We start from the raw sequence: 17,087 nt of genomic DNA on the forward strand, positions 1-17,087 counted from the left end.
GGCCTGACACATGCGGCATGACTTTGACTCCTGTCGGCGTAACCCAGTACTAATATAGGAATTGCTGCATCGCAACATTTTAGGTGCACCGCAGCAAATCGGCTCCATGTCCCGGCTCGGCAAGCTAGGCAGCGCGGCGAACGCCCTCCCGGGCCGCTCTTTCGAGCAACTGGAGGAACACCACCAATTGCCGCGCGGGATCGAGTTCCGGGCGTTTGGAGAAGGCGAGAGCCGCGGCCGAAAGCCGGTCGTATTCGGGCCGATCGTTCCACAGGCGCCTCACCGCCGCGGTCCAGTCGGCGAGCGGCGCGTCATAGTCGAGCACCACGCCACCGGGACCGATGGCTTCAGGCAAGCCGCCACGCCGCGATCCGACGACCGGGATGCCGCTGCAATGCGCCTCGGACGCGACGCGGCCCCAGGCTTCCTCCCACTTGCTCGGCGCAAGCAGGATCCTGGTGCGGCCATAGACCGTCTTCATGTCGTTGGTGCGGTTTTCGAGCTTGACGTTCTCGAGCGGCGCGAGGGTCTTCTCAACGCGGGCGCGATGGTCGTCGTCGAGCTTCCAGCTTTCCACGAACAGGAACGGAATCTCCGGGCACGCGGCCGCGATTTCAACGGCAAGATCGAAACCCTTCTCCTCATAGGGATTGATCATGGTGACGAATTCGCCGGTCGTATGGGTGCAGTAAAGCGCGTCGTTGATGGTCGGCGGCAGCACGATGGAATCGATGCCGAACTTTTCCTTGTAGGTGCGCGCCGTGAATTCCGAATTGGCGATGTAGAGCGCCGAATTGAGGTCGCGCGGATCGCCGGCGAGCTCGTGGAATTCGACGTTGTGAAGGTAGACGACCAGCGGCACCCCTTCGGCGAGAAGCGCCTTTCCGAGCGGGACGGATTTGTGGCACTGCACGACGGCGACGTCAGGCTTGGCTTTCTCGACGGCGAAGCCGGCAGCCTCCCAGGGGAACCAGGCCCGCATCACCGGATAGCCGGGAAAATTGTCGACCACCGCGGGCTGCCGCAACAGCTTCATCTTGGCGCGCGCCTTGAGGCCGAACATGCCATCGCCGAACAGCGAGGCGAGGACCGAAGCCTGGTGGCCGTGCTCGATCAGCTGTTCGACCAGATGGTGGGTGTTGGACTGCACGCCGCCGGTGAACTCGGGAATATATCCGTTGCCGCTTGCAAAAAGCACTTTCATCATTCGGCTCCTAATCCGGCCCGGCGGGCGAGCATGCGCAACCCAGGGCTCGTCAGCTTGCGCTACGCGCCGATGGAAGCTTCGACGTCATTGCCTGGCACAAGCGGCTGACCAAGGCCGAGAACGACAATGTCGAATACTCCCGCAACAACTTCGATGCCGGGATCACCTTTCCCGCCTTCAGGTCCCGCGCCAGATAGTGGGGGAATGAATGCATGTATTCCCGGACGATGTCGGCCTTCAGCGGTCCCGACTTCCATGCCTTCACCGCCGAGACGAATTCGTCGGCCGGGGCGGATGACAGCCCCGTGTCGTAGGCTTCGAACGTACGCCGCACGATGGCGCGCTCCTTGTCGCTGAGCGAGGTTTTTCCGGCCCGTTCGGCAAGCAGGGCGTAACGACGGATGTCCTCGGCCGCGTGATGCCACAACCCCTTCCTCGCCATGATGCTCGAACGCTGCAGCAGTGCCTGCATCTCGAGATCGGCCGTCCTCGGCAAGGCCTGTTCCGAGCGATCGAGATACTCGTGCAGATCGACCGACCTGTAGATCTCTTCCATGATCGCCCGGTCGTACGAGCCCCATGCCTTTATCCTATTGGCATAGGAAATGACGACCTTGGTGCTGCCGCGAACCATGTCGTGCTGGCGCTGGAAGAACATGAGGCCGTCGACCCTGACGCCCTTGAACCGGCGCGCGAGCCTGAGCATCATCTCATAGTCCTGTGACCGGACCAGCGTCTCGTTGAAGCCTCCTACCTCCTCATAGCATTCGCGGCGCACCAGGAGACCCGGCTGATGGACGTGGCAATATTCGAGATGGGACGGGAAGAAATTATCCTGGCTGACATGGCCGAAGGCGACGATCTCGTAGTTCTGCTCTTCGATCTGAGCTGACCGCTGGAAACGCGCATATTCGCCGAAAGCGAAATCGGCTTCCGGCTCCCGCTCGAACGCAGCGAGAAACCGCTCAAGCGCCGTCGGATGCGCGACATCGTCGTCGTCGAATATCCAGACGAAATCCCCCTTGCAGTGCTTCAGGGCGAAATTCAGCGCGGTCGACTTGCCGCCATTCTCCTTCCGGTAATATTCCACCGGCGCTGGAAACGAGCTCGCCACCGTGCCAGTGCCGTCCGTCGAGCCGTCGTCCACGATCAGGATCTGGTCCGGAGCCACGGTCTGCCGGAGCAGGCTGTCGATGGCTTCGGGCAGGAATTTTTCGCGATTGAAGGTGGGGACGATGACGGTGACCGTCGGTTTCTGCCTGGCAGCCATTGGTGACCTCATACTGTTGCCGATGCCGCGTTCGCCGGCGCGGTTCCGCAGCCATGGCGACGGCCATTGTCCTTGAGGCGATCAGCCGTCATGCCGCCATCCTGCCGATCGAGAAATATTCGATGCCATAGCGCGCGATCACCTTGGGATCGTAGAGGTTGCGGCCGTCGAAGATGGCCGGCGTCCTCAGCGCATCCTTGAGCGCGTCGAAGGACGGCGCGCGGAAGCTCTTCCATTCCGTGCAGATCAAAAGCGCGTCGGCGCCGCGCAGCGCCGCCTCCTTGGTGCCGCAGAGCAGAAGATCGTCGCGCAGGCCGTAGATGGCCTGGCACTCCTGCATCGCCTCGGGATCATAGGCCTGCACCTTGGCTCCGGCCGCCCAGAGCGCTTCCATCAGCGTGCGTGACGGCGCCTCGCGCATGTCGTCGGTGTTGGGCTTGAAGGCCAGCCCCCAGACGGCGAACGTCTTGCCCCTGAGCGCCCCCTTGAAATAGTGGTTGACCTTGTCGAACAGCACCGACTTTTGCGCATTGTTGCGCTCCTCGACGGCGCGCAGCAGCTTGGCGTCGAACTTGACGCCCTCGGCGGTCTTGATCAGCGCGCGCACGTCCTTCGGGAAGCACGAGCCGCCATAGCCGAGGCCGGGATAGATGAAGTGATAGCCGATGCGCGGATCGGAGCCGATGCCCTTGCGCACCTCCTCGATGTCGGCCCCCAACTGTTCGGCGAGATTGGCCATCTCGTTCATGAAGCTGATCTTGGTCGCCAGCATGCAGTTGGCGGCGTATTTGGTGAATTCGGCGCTGCGCACATCCATCACGATCATCTTCTCGTGGTTGCGGTTGAACGGCGCGTAGAGCTCGCGCATCACCATCTCGGTGTCCTCGCTGGAGGTGCCGACAATGATGCGGTCCGGCTTCATGCAATCGGCGACCGCCGAGCCCTCCTTAAGGAATTCGGGATTCGAGGCGACGTCGAAGGCGAGGTCCTCGCGGCCGCGCTTCTTCAGCGTTTCGGCGATCCTGGCCTTCACCTTTTCGCAAGTGCCGACCGGTACGGTCGACTTGCCGACGACAATCTTGGCGCTTTCCATCTCACGACCGATGGTCTCGGCGACGGCCAGCACATATTTCAAATCGGCCGAGCCATCCTCGCCGGGCGGCGTGCCGACCGCTATCATCTGGATCTGGCCATGCCTGACCGCCGCCGCCGCATCCGTGGTGAAGCGGATGCGACCGGCTGCGTGGTTTTCCTTGACGAGGCTTTCGAGGCCCGGTTCGAAAATCGGGATCAAGCCCTGGTTCAGGCGCTCCACCTTCTTCTCGTCGACATCGACGCACACCACTTCGTGGCCGACCTCGGCAAGCACCGCCGCCTGGACGAGACCGACATAGCCAATCCCAAACACCGTCAAATTCATTTGGTTCTATTCCTGTCAAAGGCCGGGCACAAAGCGGCCCGGCCGGTTCAGATGTCCCCCAGGGCCCGCGGCCTGGCTGGTTCGGCATGATCTTACCCGAAAAACCAGTTTTCCACTTTTCGCTAACGCGGTCCCTCGGCTCGGGATCATGCCCCTAGTTGCTGTTGCTTATGCTACATGCCAGCGATTCCGGGAACTGGCATGGCTGGCCTAGAGCGGTGAAGGCGACGCGCTTGACCTCCATAGTGACCTTGCTGCCGGGATCGACGAAGGCGCCCATCCAGTTGGTCAGCTTGTCGCTGCCCCAGAGGCTGAAGAAGATTTTCTGCGAGTGCGTCGGCAATTCATCGGGGTTGGTCACCTCGTGGACAAGCTTGCCGTTGACATACCAGCGCAGCCGGTCCTTCTCCCAGACGAAGCCGTAGTCGTTGAAGCCCTTGTCGGCACCACCCTCGACGTCGACCAGCTTGCCGTTCTTCGGCTTGCCCTGGATGTAGCTGTTGACCTGCACTTTCGACGGGTCCTTGGTGAGGACCTCGAAGTCGATCTCGTCCCAGGGCTGTTTGTCCTGCGGGCCGATATAGGAGAAGAAGGCGGCGTTGAGGCCGGAGCCGGTGCCGGTCTTCATCCGCGCCTCGTAGACGCCGTAGCCGTAGCGCTGCTTGGTCTGGATCTCGGCGCAGGCGAACTCGCGGTCCTTCAGCTTGCGCTTTTCGAAGCTCAGCGACAGCACGCCATCGGAAAGCCGCACGAGATCCTTCGACCAGGTGCAGTTCTGATGGGCGCCATTGGTCCAGCCGTCCGAGACGAACCAGCGGGACTGGTTGAAATTGGAGAAATCGTCGACGAAGGACGGTGCGCTTTTCAGCTCTGGTTGGGTCCCTTGCGCATGGGCGGGATGCAGGGTCGCCGCGATTGCAAACAGGACGCCGAACACACCGAGCCGAAGGCTATTCAATCCATTCCGTGGCATATGCGCCAACGCGCAAGCCGCCTCGTTGGAGGTGTTGCTGGGATCTGCGTTCATAACAAACTCACCTTTGTGTTGTCCGCCCAACCCAAAGTCATCCTTGGCGCGCGTGAGCGAGCCGATTCTGATCCTGCGCCCTCTTGAACTCCTCTAGTGTCTCGTACCTATGGCGGCACCTGAAGGCGCCGTCAGCCTTTTGCCGCGGATTGTCCGGCAGACCGATCGGAACCGTCCTCGACAATCGCGTCGAGCGAACGGCGCAGTTCCTTCATCAGACCCTTCTGGCGAGCCAGTTCCGCAATGCGCCGCTCGCAGTTCAGGATCGAGTTGGTCATCACGCTGACATCCGATCCCTTGCTGGCCGATGCCGAACCATTCTCCATCGCCTCGACCAGAAAGGCCGCGTTGGCTGCCGTCGACCTGTAACGATTCTCCAGACCCGTTTTCTCCGTCTCGATCTCGGCCGCGATCTGGTCGAACAGCTTCGCCAACCGGTCGAAACGCTGGAGATCGGTCTGCCGGTCGCGAGCCGGATCCCGGGATCTGAAGCCAAAAATCGAAGCCATCTTGCCGGCCTTTCGAAATTGCTGCATTGCAACATAGACTGCCACCCCCGCGGCGACTAGGCAACATCATAGTTTTCCGAATGCGGATTTTTTGAGGGCCGTCGGCTCCCGGGACGATACGGGATCATTCGTTTGCGGCGCTGCTTGCCGCCATCAGGAAGCGCATCGGCGGCATTTGCTGCTTCGCGGCGATGCCGGTGCGGCGGAACAGCGCGTCGAGCTTGTCGGTGGCGACGCCGCGAACGATCGGGATCAGATTCGCCTGGCTGGCGAAGGCGTAAGCCGCGGCCGACGCCAGGCCGCGTTCGGCCTTCACGTCGAGGAAATTGCGCAGCCGGTATTTGTCTCGGACATGACGCTCGTGGCGCCGCAACGCCGCCTTCGAGCGTTCGGGAAGGTTGTCGATCTGAAGCAACGCCAGATCGGCATCGGCAAGGCGCTTCAGATCCTGCGTCCTGTGGCGGCCGCTCAGCGAATCGGCGCGCACGATCGCGCCATAGCCGCAGGACTTGATGATCTTGAACCGAGCCCCGCGGGCGACAGCGCGCGCATAGAGCTCGTAGTCTTCGCCAAGACGCAGGTTTTCATCGTAAGCCAGCCCGTGCCGTTCGAGGAAAGCCCGGCTGATCACCGGCTTGAGGAAGCCGAGCTCGCCGCGCAGGACGCGGCGCCGCGAGATGTTGCCGTCGATGAAGCGCTCGAAATCGAGGAATTCCGGATCGGCGGCGAAAGGCGGCGCGGCGACCCTGGCGAGGTCGGTCGCGGCGTCGTCGCGGATCAGCATGATGTTGTCGGCGGCGAAGTCCCAGTCGGCGGCGGCGAAAAGCCGGCGAAAGCGGCCTTCGAGGAAGAAATCGTCGGCGTCGAGGATGCTGATGAAGGGCGAGCTGGAGGCCTGGATGGCGACGTTGCGCGCGGAGGAAGGACCGCGATTGACGTCGAGGCGGATGACGGCAAGCCGGCCGCTGCCGTCGTCGGCGGCCAAAGCCACATCGCGGGTGTTGTCGGTGGAAGCGTCGTCGACCACGACGACTTCGGCGACTTCCGCCTCGCGCAGCGCCGAGGCGATGGCGACGCGAATCGTCCGCGCCGCATTGCGTGCGGCAATGATGACGCAAACCTTCGGGCTCGTCACAGGCGTCGTCGCGGGCATGGGTTTACCTTTCGCTTGCATGAGTGGCTGTCCCGCCCGAGATCTTGATCGTGCCGTCCGGCGCCGGCGCGACGGCGACCGGCCGCTCGAAGATGCGCCGGCTGAGGTCGGCGGAGGCCGCCCAGCCGGCCTCCGCCAGGTAACGGACGGGCTCGTGACCGCACAGTTCCCACAGAACATGGCGGCGCTGCGGCCAGCGCAGCGACGCGAGCCAGGGCGCGATCACCATATGGAGGAGGTCGGCGTTGCCGATATGCGCCAGGATGCGGGCGGCGCGATCCGACAGCAGCGTGCCGCTGGCACCAAGCAGCACGTCGGCGGCGCGCAGCCCCAGAAGCAGCGTGTCCGCAAGACCCTGCTCGGCGGCATGATCGAGCACCGTCTGTTGCTCGGCCTCACTCAGCCGGCTGGCGCTGGCCCGAACATCGCAGACATAGCCGGCGCAAGGCTCGCGGTTGAAAATGGCCTTGGCGACGCTGATCGACGACAAAAGCAAGGTGTCGGCTGCCGAGATGATCGGCATGACCGCGCCGGCCACCTCGACTTCGCGCTTGCGGCGCAGGAAGCCGTCTATGTCGCGCGGGCTCGGCGAACCCGGCTGCTGCAGCCGATGATGGAGATCGACCGTCGACGCTCTCGTGCCGCCCTCGCGAACCATATGCTGCTCGCCGAGGAAGCGCACCCACCAGACCGAGCGCGACTTGCCGGCAACCTCGTAGCCGATGGTCCGCAACGCCGCGCGCGCCTCGGCGAAGCTCGCCGGCGAAACCAGTATGTCGACATCGCCGGAAGGCTTCATGAAGTGGTCGCCATAGAGCCTGTGCTGCTGGAGCGGTCCCTTGAGGAAGACGAAATCGACCCGCCGGTCGCGAAGCACGCGATCGATGGCCACCGAATCGCTAATGCAAGCGGCATTCATCGACATGGTGCGCCGCCGATAGCCGTCGAGCCAGGCAGGCAAACCAGGAAGCGCCGCGCCGGCAGGAGCACGCGGGAGCGCCTTGAGCATGAATATGGCGACCTTGTTCAGTCTTGCGATGTCGGCGACATGAGCCGCCGAGATTGTCGGCGCGGGCATATCGGCCTGGCCGTCGGCGGCGTCGACACCGGGCGCGAAAAACAGCCTCAGACAGGCCTGCACATAGGCGACTTCATCGGCACAGCCGGCAGCACGCAGCCTTTCATACGAGCCATCCTGCATTGCCATGCCCGATGTCGCTCTCCGCAAAAAAGCCGCCCGAGCGATCTATACCGCACTTGCGAAGAAAAACACGGGGAAAATTGACACGACCGTCCAAGAGGCGGCCAAACCCGGCTCAAATCCACAACTTAAGCGTTAAACGCCATACACACTCAATCACTTTTGAAGACACGCTCCGGCAAAGATGCTGCGAGCCGAAACGCGGTGACTTTTTGCAGCAAATTCCTCACCCTTGCGGAACGCATTTGTCGTCCAAAAAATTATTCCATGTGAATCAATCGCTTATCCAACCGGCGAGGACGCGCGGTTGAATTTCCCGGCAGTTGAGGGTTACGATGACAGTGCCTGTGGCTTGATCACCAGGGAAGGCAAGCGCAACCAAGAATTGATTAATGCCTGGTAAAGCACGCTTGACTCATGAATGCTGCCATGCAGCAATCGCATTGCAGCATAGCGATATGCTGGCGGCATTCTGCGGCCGCTTCCAGTCCTTAATTGGAGACTAAAATGGAACAGAATGTTGAGAAGCATGAGTACGAAACCCCCAGCTTGACGGTTCATGGTTCGATTGAAACCATCACGCAGGGTGGCGCTGGCACGACGGCGCTCGACGTGGGCTTTCCCGCACACACGCCGGTCGGCGATCTGACTTTCTCTTAAGCTAACAGGCATCCGGGAGTCTAAGTTGGGGCTCCGGATACCACTACTAGATGAGCCGGGGGGCTTTTGTCCCCCGGCTTCCCGCCGAGGATCGCAGGCAACCGATCCCTGGCCAAGGTCCAACGGGCGCGGTGGGCCAGCAACGAGGTTTTAGCATGCACTGGAACCCTTCGGACCATGACCGCGTGGTCGCGACCGGCGAGGCGGTGGCTTGTGAATTCGGCGCCGGATTGGCGCTGCTCCACCTCAAATCCAATGTCTATTACAGCCTGAACAGCGTCGGCGCCTTCATCTGGGAGCAAATCCAGGAGCCGCGATCGGTCCTCGATATCCGCGGCGCCGTGCTTGCGCGCTACAATGTCGATGCCGAGCGCTGCAAGGCCGACGTCGAAGGCTTGCTGAAGGGGCTGACTGAAGCAGGGCTTGCGAGGCTCCACAGTGAGGAACTGGTCTAGGCTCCGCTCGCTGAGCGGCCGGGAGATGCTGTTTCTGGCGCGCTGCCTGGCGGTGGTGAGCGTGGTGCGGCTCGCGCTGACGTTTTCCTCCTACAACCGCGTCCGCGGCCTGGTCACGCGGCTTGATGCAAGGCGCGACGCCGGCATCGCCGACCTGCGGCGCGTCGCCTGGGGCGTTGCCGCCGCCGCGCGGCTGGTGCCTGGCGCAAGCTGCCTCACCCAGGCGCTGGCCGGGCAATATCTGCTCGCGCGCCAGGGCAACGCCTCGAAGATCAGCATCGGCATCGAAAAGGGGACGGGCAGCGAGCTCAGGGCACATGCCTGGTTGATGAGCGGCAACCACATCGTGCTTGGCGGCTCGATCAACGGATTTACTCACCTTGTCGACCATGGGTCGTGACCGATGAGCGGCGTGGCCGGCATCATGCATATCGACAACGGCAGGCCCGCCGCGGCCGGCGATATCCAGCAGATGCTTTCGCGCATGCGCCATCGTGCTCGCGACGGCAGCTCATGGCGGACGGAAGGCAGCGTGGCGCTCGGCCACGCCTGGCTCGACACGACCGGCGAGGACGGGCCCGGTCCGCTGGCGATGGCCGGCGGCAAGCTCGCCATCACCGCCGATTGCCGGCTGGACAATCGCGACGAGCTTCTGGCGCGGCTCGGCCTGCACGACCGGCCAATTGCCGATGCGATGCTTATCATGCGCGCCTACCTGAAATGGGGCGAGGCCTGCCCGACCTACCTGCAAGGCGACTTCGCCTTCGCGATATGGGACCGCGAGCGCCAGGCGTTGTTTTGCGCGCGCGACCATTTCGGCGTCAAACCCTTCTACTATCATTCGACCGGAAGGCGCTTTGCTTTCGCCTCGGAGATGGGGCCGATCCTGGCGCTGGACGGCGTCAGCAGACGCCTCAGCGAGCATCAGATTTCCGGTTTTCTCGCCGGCCTGCCGGATGATCTACAGGCCACGCCCTACGCCGAAATCTTCCGCTTGCCGGCGCGACACAGCATGATGGTGGCGGGCCACGGGATTGCGCTGCGGCGCTACTGGCAGATCGAGCCGTCACAGCGACCGCCGCGCGCCGACGCGGCCGAAGAATTCAGGCATCTGTTTGCGCAATCGGCGGAGAACCGGATGCGTGGCACGCCGGCTGTCGGCGCCATGCTGAGCGGCGGCCTCGATTCATCCTCGATCACCTGCCTCGCAAGCCTCAGGGCAGCGGCGACACGCAACCCAAAGCTCAAGACTTTCTCGCTGGTGTTCGACAAGGGCTCCTCCATGGACGAGAAGCCGTTCATCGATGCGGTGCTCGACGGCAATCCGCTCGACGCCACGCTGATTGCCGTCGGCAATTACGCGCCCTTCGCCGAATTCGAGCGCATCCTGGAGGAACAGGAAGGCACGTTCCTGGCGCCCGGCCTGTCCTTGACGCGCGACCTTTACCGGACGGCGGGCGCAAAGGGCGTCAAGGTGCTTCTCGACGGGCATGGCGGCGACGAGGTCGTCTCGCACGGCCACGGACACCTTCACGAGCTCGCCAATGCCGGCAGGTGGCTGGAGCTTTGGCGCGAGTTGCGCAGCGCGGCCAACACTTATGGCGATGGCATGCTTCCCCTCTATTTCAAGTTCCTGACCATCTATGGCCCGGCCTGGCGGATCGCCAGGATGAGGTCGGTGGCCAAACGCCTTGTCCGCAAGGTGCGGCGCAGGCCGGCGCAGGCGCCACGGGCCGCCTGGGCGGGTCTGGTCAATCCGGACCTTGCCGGGCGGACCGATCTTGCCGAGCGCTTTCATCGCAGCGGCTACATGCCCGCCGCCGTCAGCGCCAGCGAAGCGCTGACGCATCGCTGGCTTCTGTCGACAGGGCTGGTGCCGCACGCTTTCGAAGTGCTCGACAAGGCCGCCGCCAATTTCGGCGTCGAGCCGCGCTATCCGTTCTGGGACAAGCCGCTCGTCGAATTCTGCCTGGCGCTGCCCGGCGAGGAAAAGCTCAAGGACGGGTTTGGCCGCCATGTGCTGCGCCGGGCCATGCAGGGCGTTCTGCCGCCGGCGGTGCAATGGCGGCGCGACAAGATCGATTTCACCGCCAACCTGGTCAATGGCATGCTCGGCAACCACCGCGAGCTTCTGGACAGGCTGCTTACATCGGACAGCGAGCGGATCGCGCCCTATGTCAACCTGCCTGCAGTGGCGGCGGTCTATGACCGGATGCTGCGCCAGCCCGAGCGGGCGACCCTGCCGGACGTCCAGCATGTCTGGCGTGCTGTTTCGCTGTCGCTGTGGCTGCGGCAAGTTGAGGGAAGCCCCGCATGAGCCTTCCGGTCGCTTCCCTTGCGCGGCCCGAGCCGCAAATGGCGGCTGCGAGCGGGCGTGTCCGCCGTTTCTACAAGGCCTACGGGCTGGTGGTCGGCTCCGAAGTGGCCTTGCCGGAGCTGGAGCCGACGGCTCCGGCGACGCCGGATCTGGAGATCGCGGTCGGGCCGGTCGATTTTCCCAGCCGGGCATCCCAGCGCGCCACTGCCTTCCGTTTCGAGCCGACGCGCCAGTATCTTTACTGGCAGGCGGTCGGCACGTTCATGATCAGCGACGCCAACCGCATCGCCGTCGATCCGGCGCCAGGGGCCGACGATCCGCTGCTCGCCTTTCCGCTGCTCGGGCCGGTGATGGCGCTCGCCCTGCATCAGCGAGGGCTGCTCGTCCTGCATGCCAGCGCCATTGAAGTCGACGGCAAAAGCGTGATCTTCATGGGCGACAAGGGCGCCGGCAAATCGACGACGGCGGGGGCGATGATCCGCGCCGGCCATCGGCTCCTCACCGACGATGTCGTGGCGCTGGATTTGTCCGACCCGGACCGGCCGATGATCCTGCCCGGGTTCCCGCTGCTCAAGCTTGCGGCGGACGCGGCCGGCGCCATTCGCCTCGAACGGGCGGAGGTGCGCCCGCAGGTGCATCCGCAGATCGACAAGGCGCAGCATCGGCTGCATGACGGATTTACGCCCCAGGCGGCGCCGGTATCGCGCATCTATGTGCTCGAGCGGGGCGCAATGGCGGCGATCTCCCCGCTCTCTGGCGCGGCCGCGCTGCCGGCGATCATCAAATTCTCCTACGTCACGCGGTTCGGCCGGCAGGCATTGCCAGGCGATTTCGCCGCCCTGCATCTGCGCCAGTGCGCACAGGTCGCCGGGCGGGTCGGCGTAAGCCGGCTGGAAGTGCCGGCCGGACTCGACCGGATCGACGAAGCGGTCGCCGCGATCGAAACCGACCTGGCGTCCGGGATAAGGTGAGCCGGGACATGGGCTGGTCCTCGAAACTTCGCCTGTCGCTTTTCCGGGATGTCGCCAGCTTCGGCGCCATGATGGCGCATGTCGGCGGGCGGCGCACGGCGACGGCGCTGATCTTCCTGATCCTGGGCAGCCTGACGGAAGGCGTCTCGATCCTGCTGCTCGTGCCGCTGCTGCGCCTGATCGGCAAGGCCGATCAGGATTACGCTGTACGAGTGCCGGAAGCTTTGCACTGGCTGGTGCCCGGCGGAACGCTGTCGCTGGCGACGGTGCTCTCAATGCTTGTCGTGCTGGTGGCGCTGCAGGCGACGTTCAACCGCTTCAAGTCGGTCTACATGGCGCGGCTGCTCTACGATTTCGTCAACCGCGTGCGCATGAACCTGTTCGAAAGCATCGGCCGGGCGCGCTGGGGCGTTTTCACCCGTATCCGCAGCTCCGATCTCGACCACGCGCTGAACGGCGACGTCGACCGGGTGCAGGTGGCTGCCTTCTCGCTGCTGATGCTCACGCAAGCCACATTGCTTCTCACCGGTTATCTCGTGGTCTCGCTGTTCATCTCGCGGGTGATGACGTCCTTCGCCATCCTCATCGGCCTAGTGCTGCTGGTTGCGCTGCAGCCGTTCCGGGCACGCGCCAGCGCCTATGGCCGCACGCTGACCGGCAACCGCCAGGACCAGTATCGCACGGTCTCCGAGTTCCTCGGCGGCATCAAGGTCGCCAAGAGCCTCAATGTCGAGGCGAGCTACTTTGCCGAGCTCGGCGCGACGCTGGACAGGATGAAGGCCGACAACATCGCGTTCGTCCGTAACTCTTCGCTCGGCACCGCCCTGTTCCAGATGGCGAGCGTGATCGGGCTCAGCCTCTTCATCTATATCGCGCTGGTCCGCTTCCACCTGTCGCTTGCCGAGATCGTCGTGCTGCTCCTGGTCTTCATGCGGGTCGCGCCGCGCTTCATGGACATGCAGCTTCAAACCCAACAGGTGCTGATCAACCTGCCGGCCTATGCATCGATGCAGGCCCTTCAGGCCCGCTTCGACGCCGAGCGCGAGCCGACCCCAAGCGTGGCCGAACGAGGCGCGAGACTGTCGCTCGAGACCGGCCTCAACATCCGCGAGGTATCGTTCGCCTATGGCGAGGGTGACGCAAGACCGGTGGTCAGCGATATCAGCTTCGGCCTGCCTGCCGGCAAGGTGACGGCGCTGATCGGCCCTTCCGGTTCCGGCAAGAGCACGATCGCCGACATGCTGCTCGGCCTGCTCGAACCCACAAGCGGCCGACTCCTGGCCGACGGCGTGGAGATCACCGCGCAGAATCGCAGGGCATGGCGCGATCAGGTCGCCTATGTGCCGCAGGATGTTTTCCTGCTGCACGACACGATCGCCGCCAATCTTCGTCTTGCCGCGCCTGAGGCCAGCGACGAGGAGCTATGGGCGGCGTTGCGCAACGCCCATGCGGCCGATTTCGTGGAACGGCTGGCGTCGCGCCTCGATACGGTGGTGGGCGATCGCGGCATCCGGCTTTCCGGCGGCGAGCGGCAGCGCATCGCTCTGGCGCGGGCGCTGCTGCGCAAGCCGTCGCTGCTCATCCTCGACGAGGCGACAAGCGCGCTCGACTGGCAGAACCAGTCGCTGATCGCGCAATCGATCGAGGCGCTGCGCGGCCGGATGACGATTTTGACCATCGCGCACCGGCCGTCGATGATCGCCTTCGCCGATTGGGTCGTGGCCATCGAGAACGGGCGCATCGTCGAGGTCGGACAATATCGGCGGCTGAAGGCAAAAGCCGGCAGCCGGCTTGCCAGGATGCTGTCGGGCGAGCAGGCTGAGCGCGAAGCCTCGCCATCGACCGAGCCGGAACTGGTCCCAGTCCCAATCGAACGATCAGTGGAGGCTGCGTCTGGCGCTTAGCTTTTCGCCGTCGGCGACCTTGTTCAGGATTGCTCCGCGGTCGGCTTCGCGGACCTTGCCGGCCGATGTCGGCGTGGCCCTGCCAATCATGGCAAAGACCAGAAGGAAATAACCCGACTGGATAATGACGGCACAGACGATGGTACGAAGGACGATGATGCCCAGCGATGCGCCGTCGAAATAAGACCATCCGATGACGATCGCCAGCGCGAACATCATGCCTATGATGAATTTTGGCAGAGACATGGTCGCCGGCCTCTCAACCGGGACGAGCATGCAGAAGCTGCGACTTACCCACCCGCGTAACTCCCCGTTGCGCCAAAGAGCTCTTTCTGGCTGCCCAATCCGGCCGGTTGCTTCCGGCCTTCCTTACCCATGCAGACTATGACAGGAACAATTTGCGACTCTATTAAGGCGGGCTGACCGGAGCAAGGCCCGGCAGGTATGGTTTCCAATGATTTTACGAGATCGACTCTGCCATGCTGCGTCGCACACTGCGGCTTGACCGGCTATTCAATGCCGCTCATTTCGCCTCAGTAAAACCCGCGCCTTTGAATAGTATTTTATCTGCATAACTTACCGCTGCGAGTGCTTCCGACGGCATGCAACCGCGTTTCTTCTGCAGCAAAGAACGCGCTGTCCAAAAAAGGCCCAAAAGGTAGACTACATTTTCCTGGTTTTCCCTCACCTTGTCACAAACACGCCACAAAGGCGAAAATTTGGGCAAGCCGGGTTTAATATTTGGTCAATTCATGACGTGAACATTTCATCGCGATGGGAAATTGTGTGTTGCGCTGCAGCATTTTTTTGATATCTTGCCGTAAACCATCCGTTCAACGTATGGAGCTTCTGCATGAGGGATGTCGCCAAGTCGGCTAATGCGGGTTTTGCGCAGGTCGGCGTTGATTTTCCACCCCCCATCGGCGGTCTGCTCAAACGCAGCTTCGATATCGTCGGTTCCCTGTCCGGGCTGGTTCTGCTCAGCCCGCTTTTCCTGATGGTCGCCTTGCTGGTCAAGCTTTCGGACAACGGTCCGATCTTCTACGGCCACAAGCGAATCGGCCGGGGCGGCAGGATTTTCTCCTGCCTCAAGTTCCGCACCATGGTGCCGGACGGCGAGCGGGTGCTTGCCGCCTATCTGGCGGCCAATCCGGAAGCCAACGCCGAATGGATCGCGACGCGCAAGCTGAAGAACGATCCGCGCGTCACCCGCGTCGGCGCGGTGCTTCGCAAGCTCAGCCTCGACGAGCTGCCGCAGATCCTCAACATCTTGCAGGGTGACATGAGCCTTGTCGGCCCGCGCCCCGTCGTGCGCGACGAGCTGGAAATCTATGGCAGCGCTGCCGTCTATTATCTCAAGTCACGTCCGGGTCTCACCGGGCTGTGGCAGGTGAGCGGCCGCAACGACGTATCCTATGACACGCGGGTCGCCTTCGATCGCCACTATGTCGAGAACTGGTCGTTGTTCGAGGACATTCGCATCATCTTCAAGACAGTTCCCGCCGTGTGGATGTCGCGCGGCAGCTATTGACCTACCGGCCTGCCCCGCCGCAACCGGGGCAGGCATCCGGCAAGTGATCTCATTCGGGCGGATGGGGCCAAAGCGGATCGGAAACGTTCATTTGACAAAAGACCTCTTCGGACTGTCTTTCGCCTGCAGTCTCATGCCAAGGATATCAGCCCGCTTCGCGGGCGCTTTGCTTGTAGCCTCGCTTGCCATGCCGCAACTGGCTGCCGCCGGCGACTACCAGCTCGGCCCCCTGGACAAGCTCAACATCCGCGTCGCCGAATGGCAGACGGTCGACGGCACGTTCCGCGACTGGTCGGCCATCAACGGCCAGTATTCGATCGGTCCGGGCGGGACGCTCTCGGTGCCGTTCGTCGGCGACATGCAGGCCGCCGGCAAGACGACGGCGGAGATCGCTTCGTCGATCGGGCTTGCGCTGCAGCGTAAGCTAGCGCTGCCCGACAAACCGGAAGCCTCGGTCGAGATGGCGCAGTTCCGGCCATTCTACATTTCGGGCGAAGTCCAGAACCCCGGCCAGTTTCCCTTCGTGCCCGATCTGACGGTGCTCAAGGCAGTCAGCATCGCCGGCGGCATAAGGCGCAGTGCCGACTACGGTCCTCAGCTGGAAAAGGATCTGATCACCGCCAAGGGCAGCTATGACATCTATGACGACCAGCGCTTGCGGCTGATGGTCAAGCGAGCCCGCATCGACGCCGACCTGGCCGGGAAAACGACCTTCGAGGTGCCTCAGGAAATCCAGGGGGATCCGAGATTGCCGACCATCGTCGCGGACGAAACAGCGATCCTGGTTTCCGACCAGAAGTCGCTGAAGCTGAAGCTTGATGCGCTCGACCAGTTGAAGGGTGTTCTGCAGTCGGAAATCGAATCGCTGCAAAAGAAGATCGCCAACCAGCAGAAACAGGTCGACCTGGCGGAGCAGCAGGCAAACAGCATCGGTCCGCTGGCGCAGAAAGGCCTGATTGCCAATGCGCGATTGCTTTCCTCGCAGCAGACGGTCACCGACCTGCAGGGCAAGATCCTGGACTATGAGACGGCTATCCTCACCGCCAAGCAGTCGATCAGCAAGGCAGAGCAGGACGCCATCGATGCCCGTAACACACTGAGTTCGAGCCTCACTGCCGATCGGCAGCAAACGGAGGCGAACCTCAACGAGGCAGCCTTGAGGGTCGGCATGCAGAAGGGCTTGATCGCCCAGGCGTCGGATCCGGCAACGACTGCCGCCCTCACCGGAAGTCAGGAACCGGCCCTGCTCTATTCGCTGGTGCGGGTTGCCGACGGCAAGACGAGCGAGATCGAAGCCAAGGAAGACACGCCGGTGCTGCCGGGCGACGTGATCAAGGTGAAGCTCGCGCCGACGGCCAGCCAGTAGCGTCGCCGGCCCGGGCTTGCCCGCGGCGAATCGAGGAACGGAGGCGGGAGGAACATGTCAGGCTCGTTCGCGCATAGCGCGGGCGGGCGATCTGTT

16 protein-coding genes are annotated in these 17,087 nt (G+C 63.2%); 8 read left to right on the forward strand and 8 right to left on the reverse strand.

Going from position 1 to position 17,087, the window contains the following annotated elements; all coding sequences use genetic code 11:
• Positions 1-124: 124 nt before the first annotated feature.
• The 7 genes from DPM35_RS15940 to DPM35_RS15970 form a co-directional block, all read right to left on the reverse strand.
• Positions 125-1,204, reverse strand: coding sequence for a glycosyltransferase (locus DPM35_RS15940; RefSeq protein ID WP_112128501.1), 1,080 nt, complete (start codon positions 1,202-1,204; stop codon positions 125-127).
• Positions 1,205-1,256: 52 nt separating this feature from the next.
• The gene (locus DPM35_RS15945) at positions 1,257-2,477 is read right to left on the reverse strand and encodes a glycosyltransferase family 2 protein (protein WP_181592039.1); all 1,221 of its coding nucleotides are present in this window, start codon (positions 2,475-2,477) and stop codon (positions 1,257-1,259) included.
• A gap of 88 nt (positions 2,478-2,565) precedes the next feature.
• A complete protein-coding gene (locus tag DPM35_RS15950; RefSeq protein WP_112128218.1) occupies positions 2,566-3,897 on the reverse strand; it encodes a UDP-glucose dehydrogenase family protein in 1,332 nt (443 codons plus the stop codon).
• Positions 3,898-4,051: 154 nt separating this feature from the next.
• Positions 4,052-4,924, reverse strand: a complete 873-nt coding sequence (gene exoK / locus DPM35_RS15955; RefSeq protein WP_112128219.1) for an endo-1,3-1,4-beta-glycanase ExoK — start codon at positions 4,922-4,924, stop codon at positions 4,052-4,054.
• A 131-nt stretch (positions 4,925-5,055) separates the two neighbouring features.
• Entirely contained in the window at positions 5,056-5,433 is a 378-nt protein-coding gene (locus DPM35_RS15960; RefSeq protein WP_112128502.1) for a hypothetical protein, read from the reverse strand.
• Positions 5,434-5,557: 124 nt separating this feature from the next.
• On the reverse strand, positions 5,558-6,586 hold the full coding sequence (locus DPM35_RS15965) for a glycosyltransferase family 2 protein (RefSeq protein WP_112128220.1): 1,029 nt from the start codon (positions 6,584-6,586) through the stop codon (positions 5,558-5,560).
• 4 nt (positions 6,587-6,590) lie between these two features.
• A complete protein-coding gene (locus DPM35_RS15970) occupies positions 6,591-7,793 on the reverse strand; it encodes a nucleotidyltransferase family protein (protein WP_112128221.1) in 1,203 nt (400 codons plus the stop codon).
• 501 nt (positions 7,794-8,294) lie between these two features.
• Here DPM35_RS15970 and DPM35_RS15975 point away from each other — a divergent pair.
• The 6 genes from DPM35_RS15975 to DPM35_RS16000 all read left to right on the forward strand — a co-directional run bounded on the left by DPM35_RS15975 (position 8,295) and on the right by DPM35_RS16000 (position 14,094).
• Positions 8,295-8,447, forward strand: coding sequence for a lasso RiPP family leader peptide-containing protein (locus tag DPM35_RS15975; protein WP_112128222.1), 153 nt, complete (start codon positions 8,295-8,297; stop codon positions 8,445-8,447).
• A gap of 155 nt (positions 8,448-8,602) precedes the next feature.
• Positions 8,603-8,902: a PqqD family protein gene (locus DPM35_RS15980; protein WP_095817672.1), complete on the forward strand. Its 300-nt coding sequence runs from the start codon at positions 8,603-8,605 to the stop codon at positions 8,900-8,902.
• Positions 8,903-8,927: 25 nt separating this feature from the next.
• Complete coding sequence (locus DPM35_RS15985) at positions 8,928-9,302, forward strand: lasso peptide biosynthesis B2 protein (RefSeq protein WP_112128223.1); 375 nt, start codon at positions 8,928-8,930, stop codon at positions 9,300-9,302.
• A gap of 3 nt (positions 9,303-9,305) precedes the next feature.
• Entirely contained in the window at positions 9,306-11,219 is a 1,914-nt protein-coding gene (locus tag DPM35_RS15990; protein WP_112128224.1) for a lasso peptide isopeptide bond-forming cyclase, read from the forward strand.
• Positions 11,216-12,190, forward strand: a complete 975-nt coding sequence (locus DPM35_RS15995; protein ID WP_112128225.1) for a serine kinase — start codon at positions 11,216-11,218, stop codon at positions 12,188-12,190. The genes DPM35_RS15990 and DPM35_RS15995 overlap by 4 nt, the downstream gene beginning before the upstream one ends.
• Before the next feature lie 8 nt (positions 12,191-12,198).
• The gene (locus DPM35_RS16000; protein ID WP_112128503.1) at positions 12,199-14,094 is read left to right on the forward strand and encodes an ABC transporter ATP-binding protein; all 1,896 of its coding nucleotides are present in this window, start codon (positions 12,199-12,201) and stop codon (positions 14,092-14,094) included.
• Here the strand turns inward: DPM35_RS16000 and DPM35_RS16005 are convergent.
• Positions 14,068-14,340: an exopolysaccharide production repressor exox gene (locus DPM35_RS16005; protein ID WP_112128504.1), complete on the reverse strand. Its 273-nt coding sequence runs from the start codon at positions 14,338-14,340 to the stop codon at positions 14,068-14,070. The genes DPM35_RS16000 and DPM35_RS16005 overlap by 27 nt on opposite strands.
• A 607-nt stretch (positions 14,341-14,947) precedes the next feature.
• Here DPM35_RS16005 and DPM35_RS16010 point away from each other — a divergent pair.
• Positions 14,948-15,625 (forward strand): sugar transferase, encoded by a 678-nt coding sequence (locus tag DPM35_RS16010; protein ID WP_042645112.1) that lies wholly within the window; start codon positions 14,948-14,950, stop codon positions 15,623-15,625.
• 133 nt (positions 15,626-15,758) lie between these two features.
• A complete protein-coding gene (locus DPM35_RS16015; RefSeq protein WP_112128505.1) occupies positions 15,759-16,991 on the forward strand; it encodes a polysaccharide biosynthesis/export family protein in 1,233 nt (410 codons plus the stop codon).
• Positions 16,992-17,087: the final 96 nt, after the last annotated feature.

This window comes from Mesorhizobium atlanticum (genome assembly GCF_003289965.1).
Taxonomy (GTDB): Bacteria; Pseudomonadota; Alphaproteobacteria; order Rhizobiales; family Rhizobiaceae; genus Mesorhizobium; species Mesorhizobium atlanticum.

What these genes read in the sequence shown, in the direction of transcription:
- DPM35_RS15975 (WP_112128222.1), top strand. Translation starts at nt 8,295, where the DNA reads ATGGAACAGAATGTTGAGAAGCATGAGTACGAAACCCCCAGCTTGACG.
- DPM35_RS15945 (WP_181592039.1), bottom strand. Translation starts at nt 2,477, where the DNA reads ATGGCTGCCAGGCAGAAACCGACGGTCACCGTCATCGTCCCCACCTTC.
- DPM35_RS16005 (WP_112128504.1), bottom strand. Translation starts at nt 14,340, where the DNA reads ATGTCTCTGCCAAAATTCATCATAGGCATGATGTTCGCGCTGGCGATC.
- DPM35_RS15995 (WP_112128225.1), top strand. Translation starts at nt 11,216, where the DNA reads ATGAGCCTTCCGGTCGCTTCCCTTGCGCGGCCCGAGCCGCAAATGGCG.
- exoK (WP_112128219.1), bottom strand. Translation starts at nt 4,924, where the DNA reads ATGAACGCAGATCCCAGCAACACCTCCAACGAGGCGGCTTGCGCGTTG.
- DPM35_RS15980 (WP_095817672.1), top strand. Translation starts at nt 8,603, where the DNA reads ATGCACTGGAACCCTTCGGACCATGACCGCGTGGTCGCGACCGGCGAG.
- DPM35_RS15960 (WP_112128502.1), bottom strand. Translation starts at nt 5,433, where the DNA reads ATGGCTTCGATTTTTGGCTTCAGATCCCGGGATCCGGCTCGCGACCGG.
- DPM35_RS16015 (WP_112128505.1), top strand. Translation starts at nt 15,759, where the DNA reads ATGCCAAGGATATCAGCCCGCTTCGCGGGCGCTTTGCTTGTAGCCTCG.
- DPM35_RS15990 (WP_112128224.1), top strand. Translation starts at nt 9,306, where the DNA reads ATGAGCGGCGTGGCCGGCATCATGCATATCGACAACGGCAGGCCCGCC.
- DPM35_RS16010 (WP_042645112.1), top strand. Translation starts at nt 14,948, where the DNA reads ATGAGGGATGTCGCCAAGTCGGCTAATGCGGGTTTTGCGCAGGTCGGC.
- DPM35_RS15970 (WP_112128221.1), bottom strand. Translation starts at nt 7,793, where the DNA reads ATGGCAATGCAGGATGGCTCGTATGAAAGGCTGCGTGCTGCCGGCTGT.
- DPM35_RS15940 (WP_112128501.1), bottom strand. Translation starts at nt 1,204, where the DNA reads ATGAAAGTGCTTTTTGCAAGCGGCAACGGATATATTCCCGAGTTCACC.
- DPM35_RS15985 (WP_112128223.1), top strand. Translation starts at nt 8,928, where the DNA reads ATGCTGTTTCTGGCGCGCTGCCTGGCGGTGGTGAGCGTGGTGCGGCTC.
- DPM35_RS15965 (WP_112128220.1), bottom strand. Translation starts at nt 6,586, where the DNA reads ATGCCCGCGACGACGCCTGTGACGAGCCCGAAGGTTTGCGTCATCATT.
- DPM35_RS15950 (WP_112128218.1), bottom strand. Translation starts at nt 3,897, where the DNA reads ATGAATTTGACGGTGTTTGGGATTGGCTATGTCGGTCTCGTCCAGGCG.
- DPM35_RS16000 (WP_112128503.1), top strand. Translation starts at nt 12,199, where the DNA reads ATGGGCTGGTCCTCGAAACTTCGCCTGTCGCTTTTCCGGGATGTCGCC.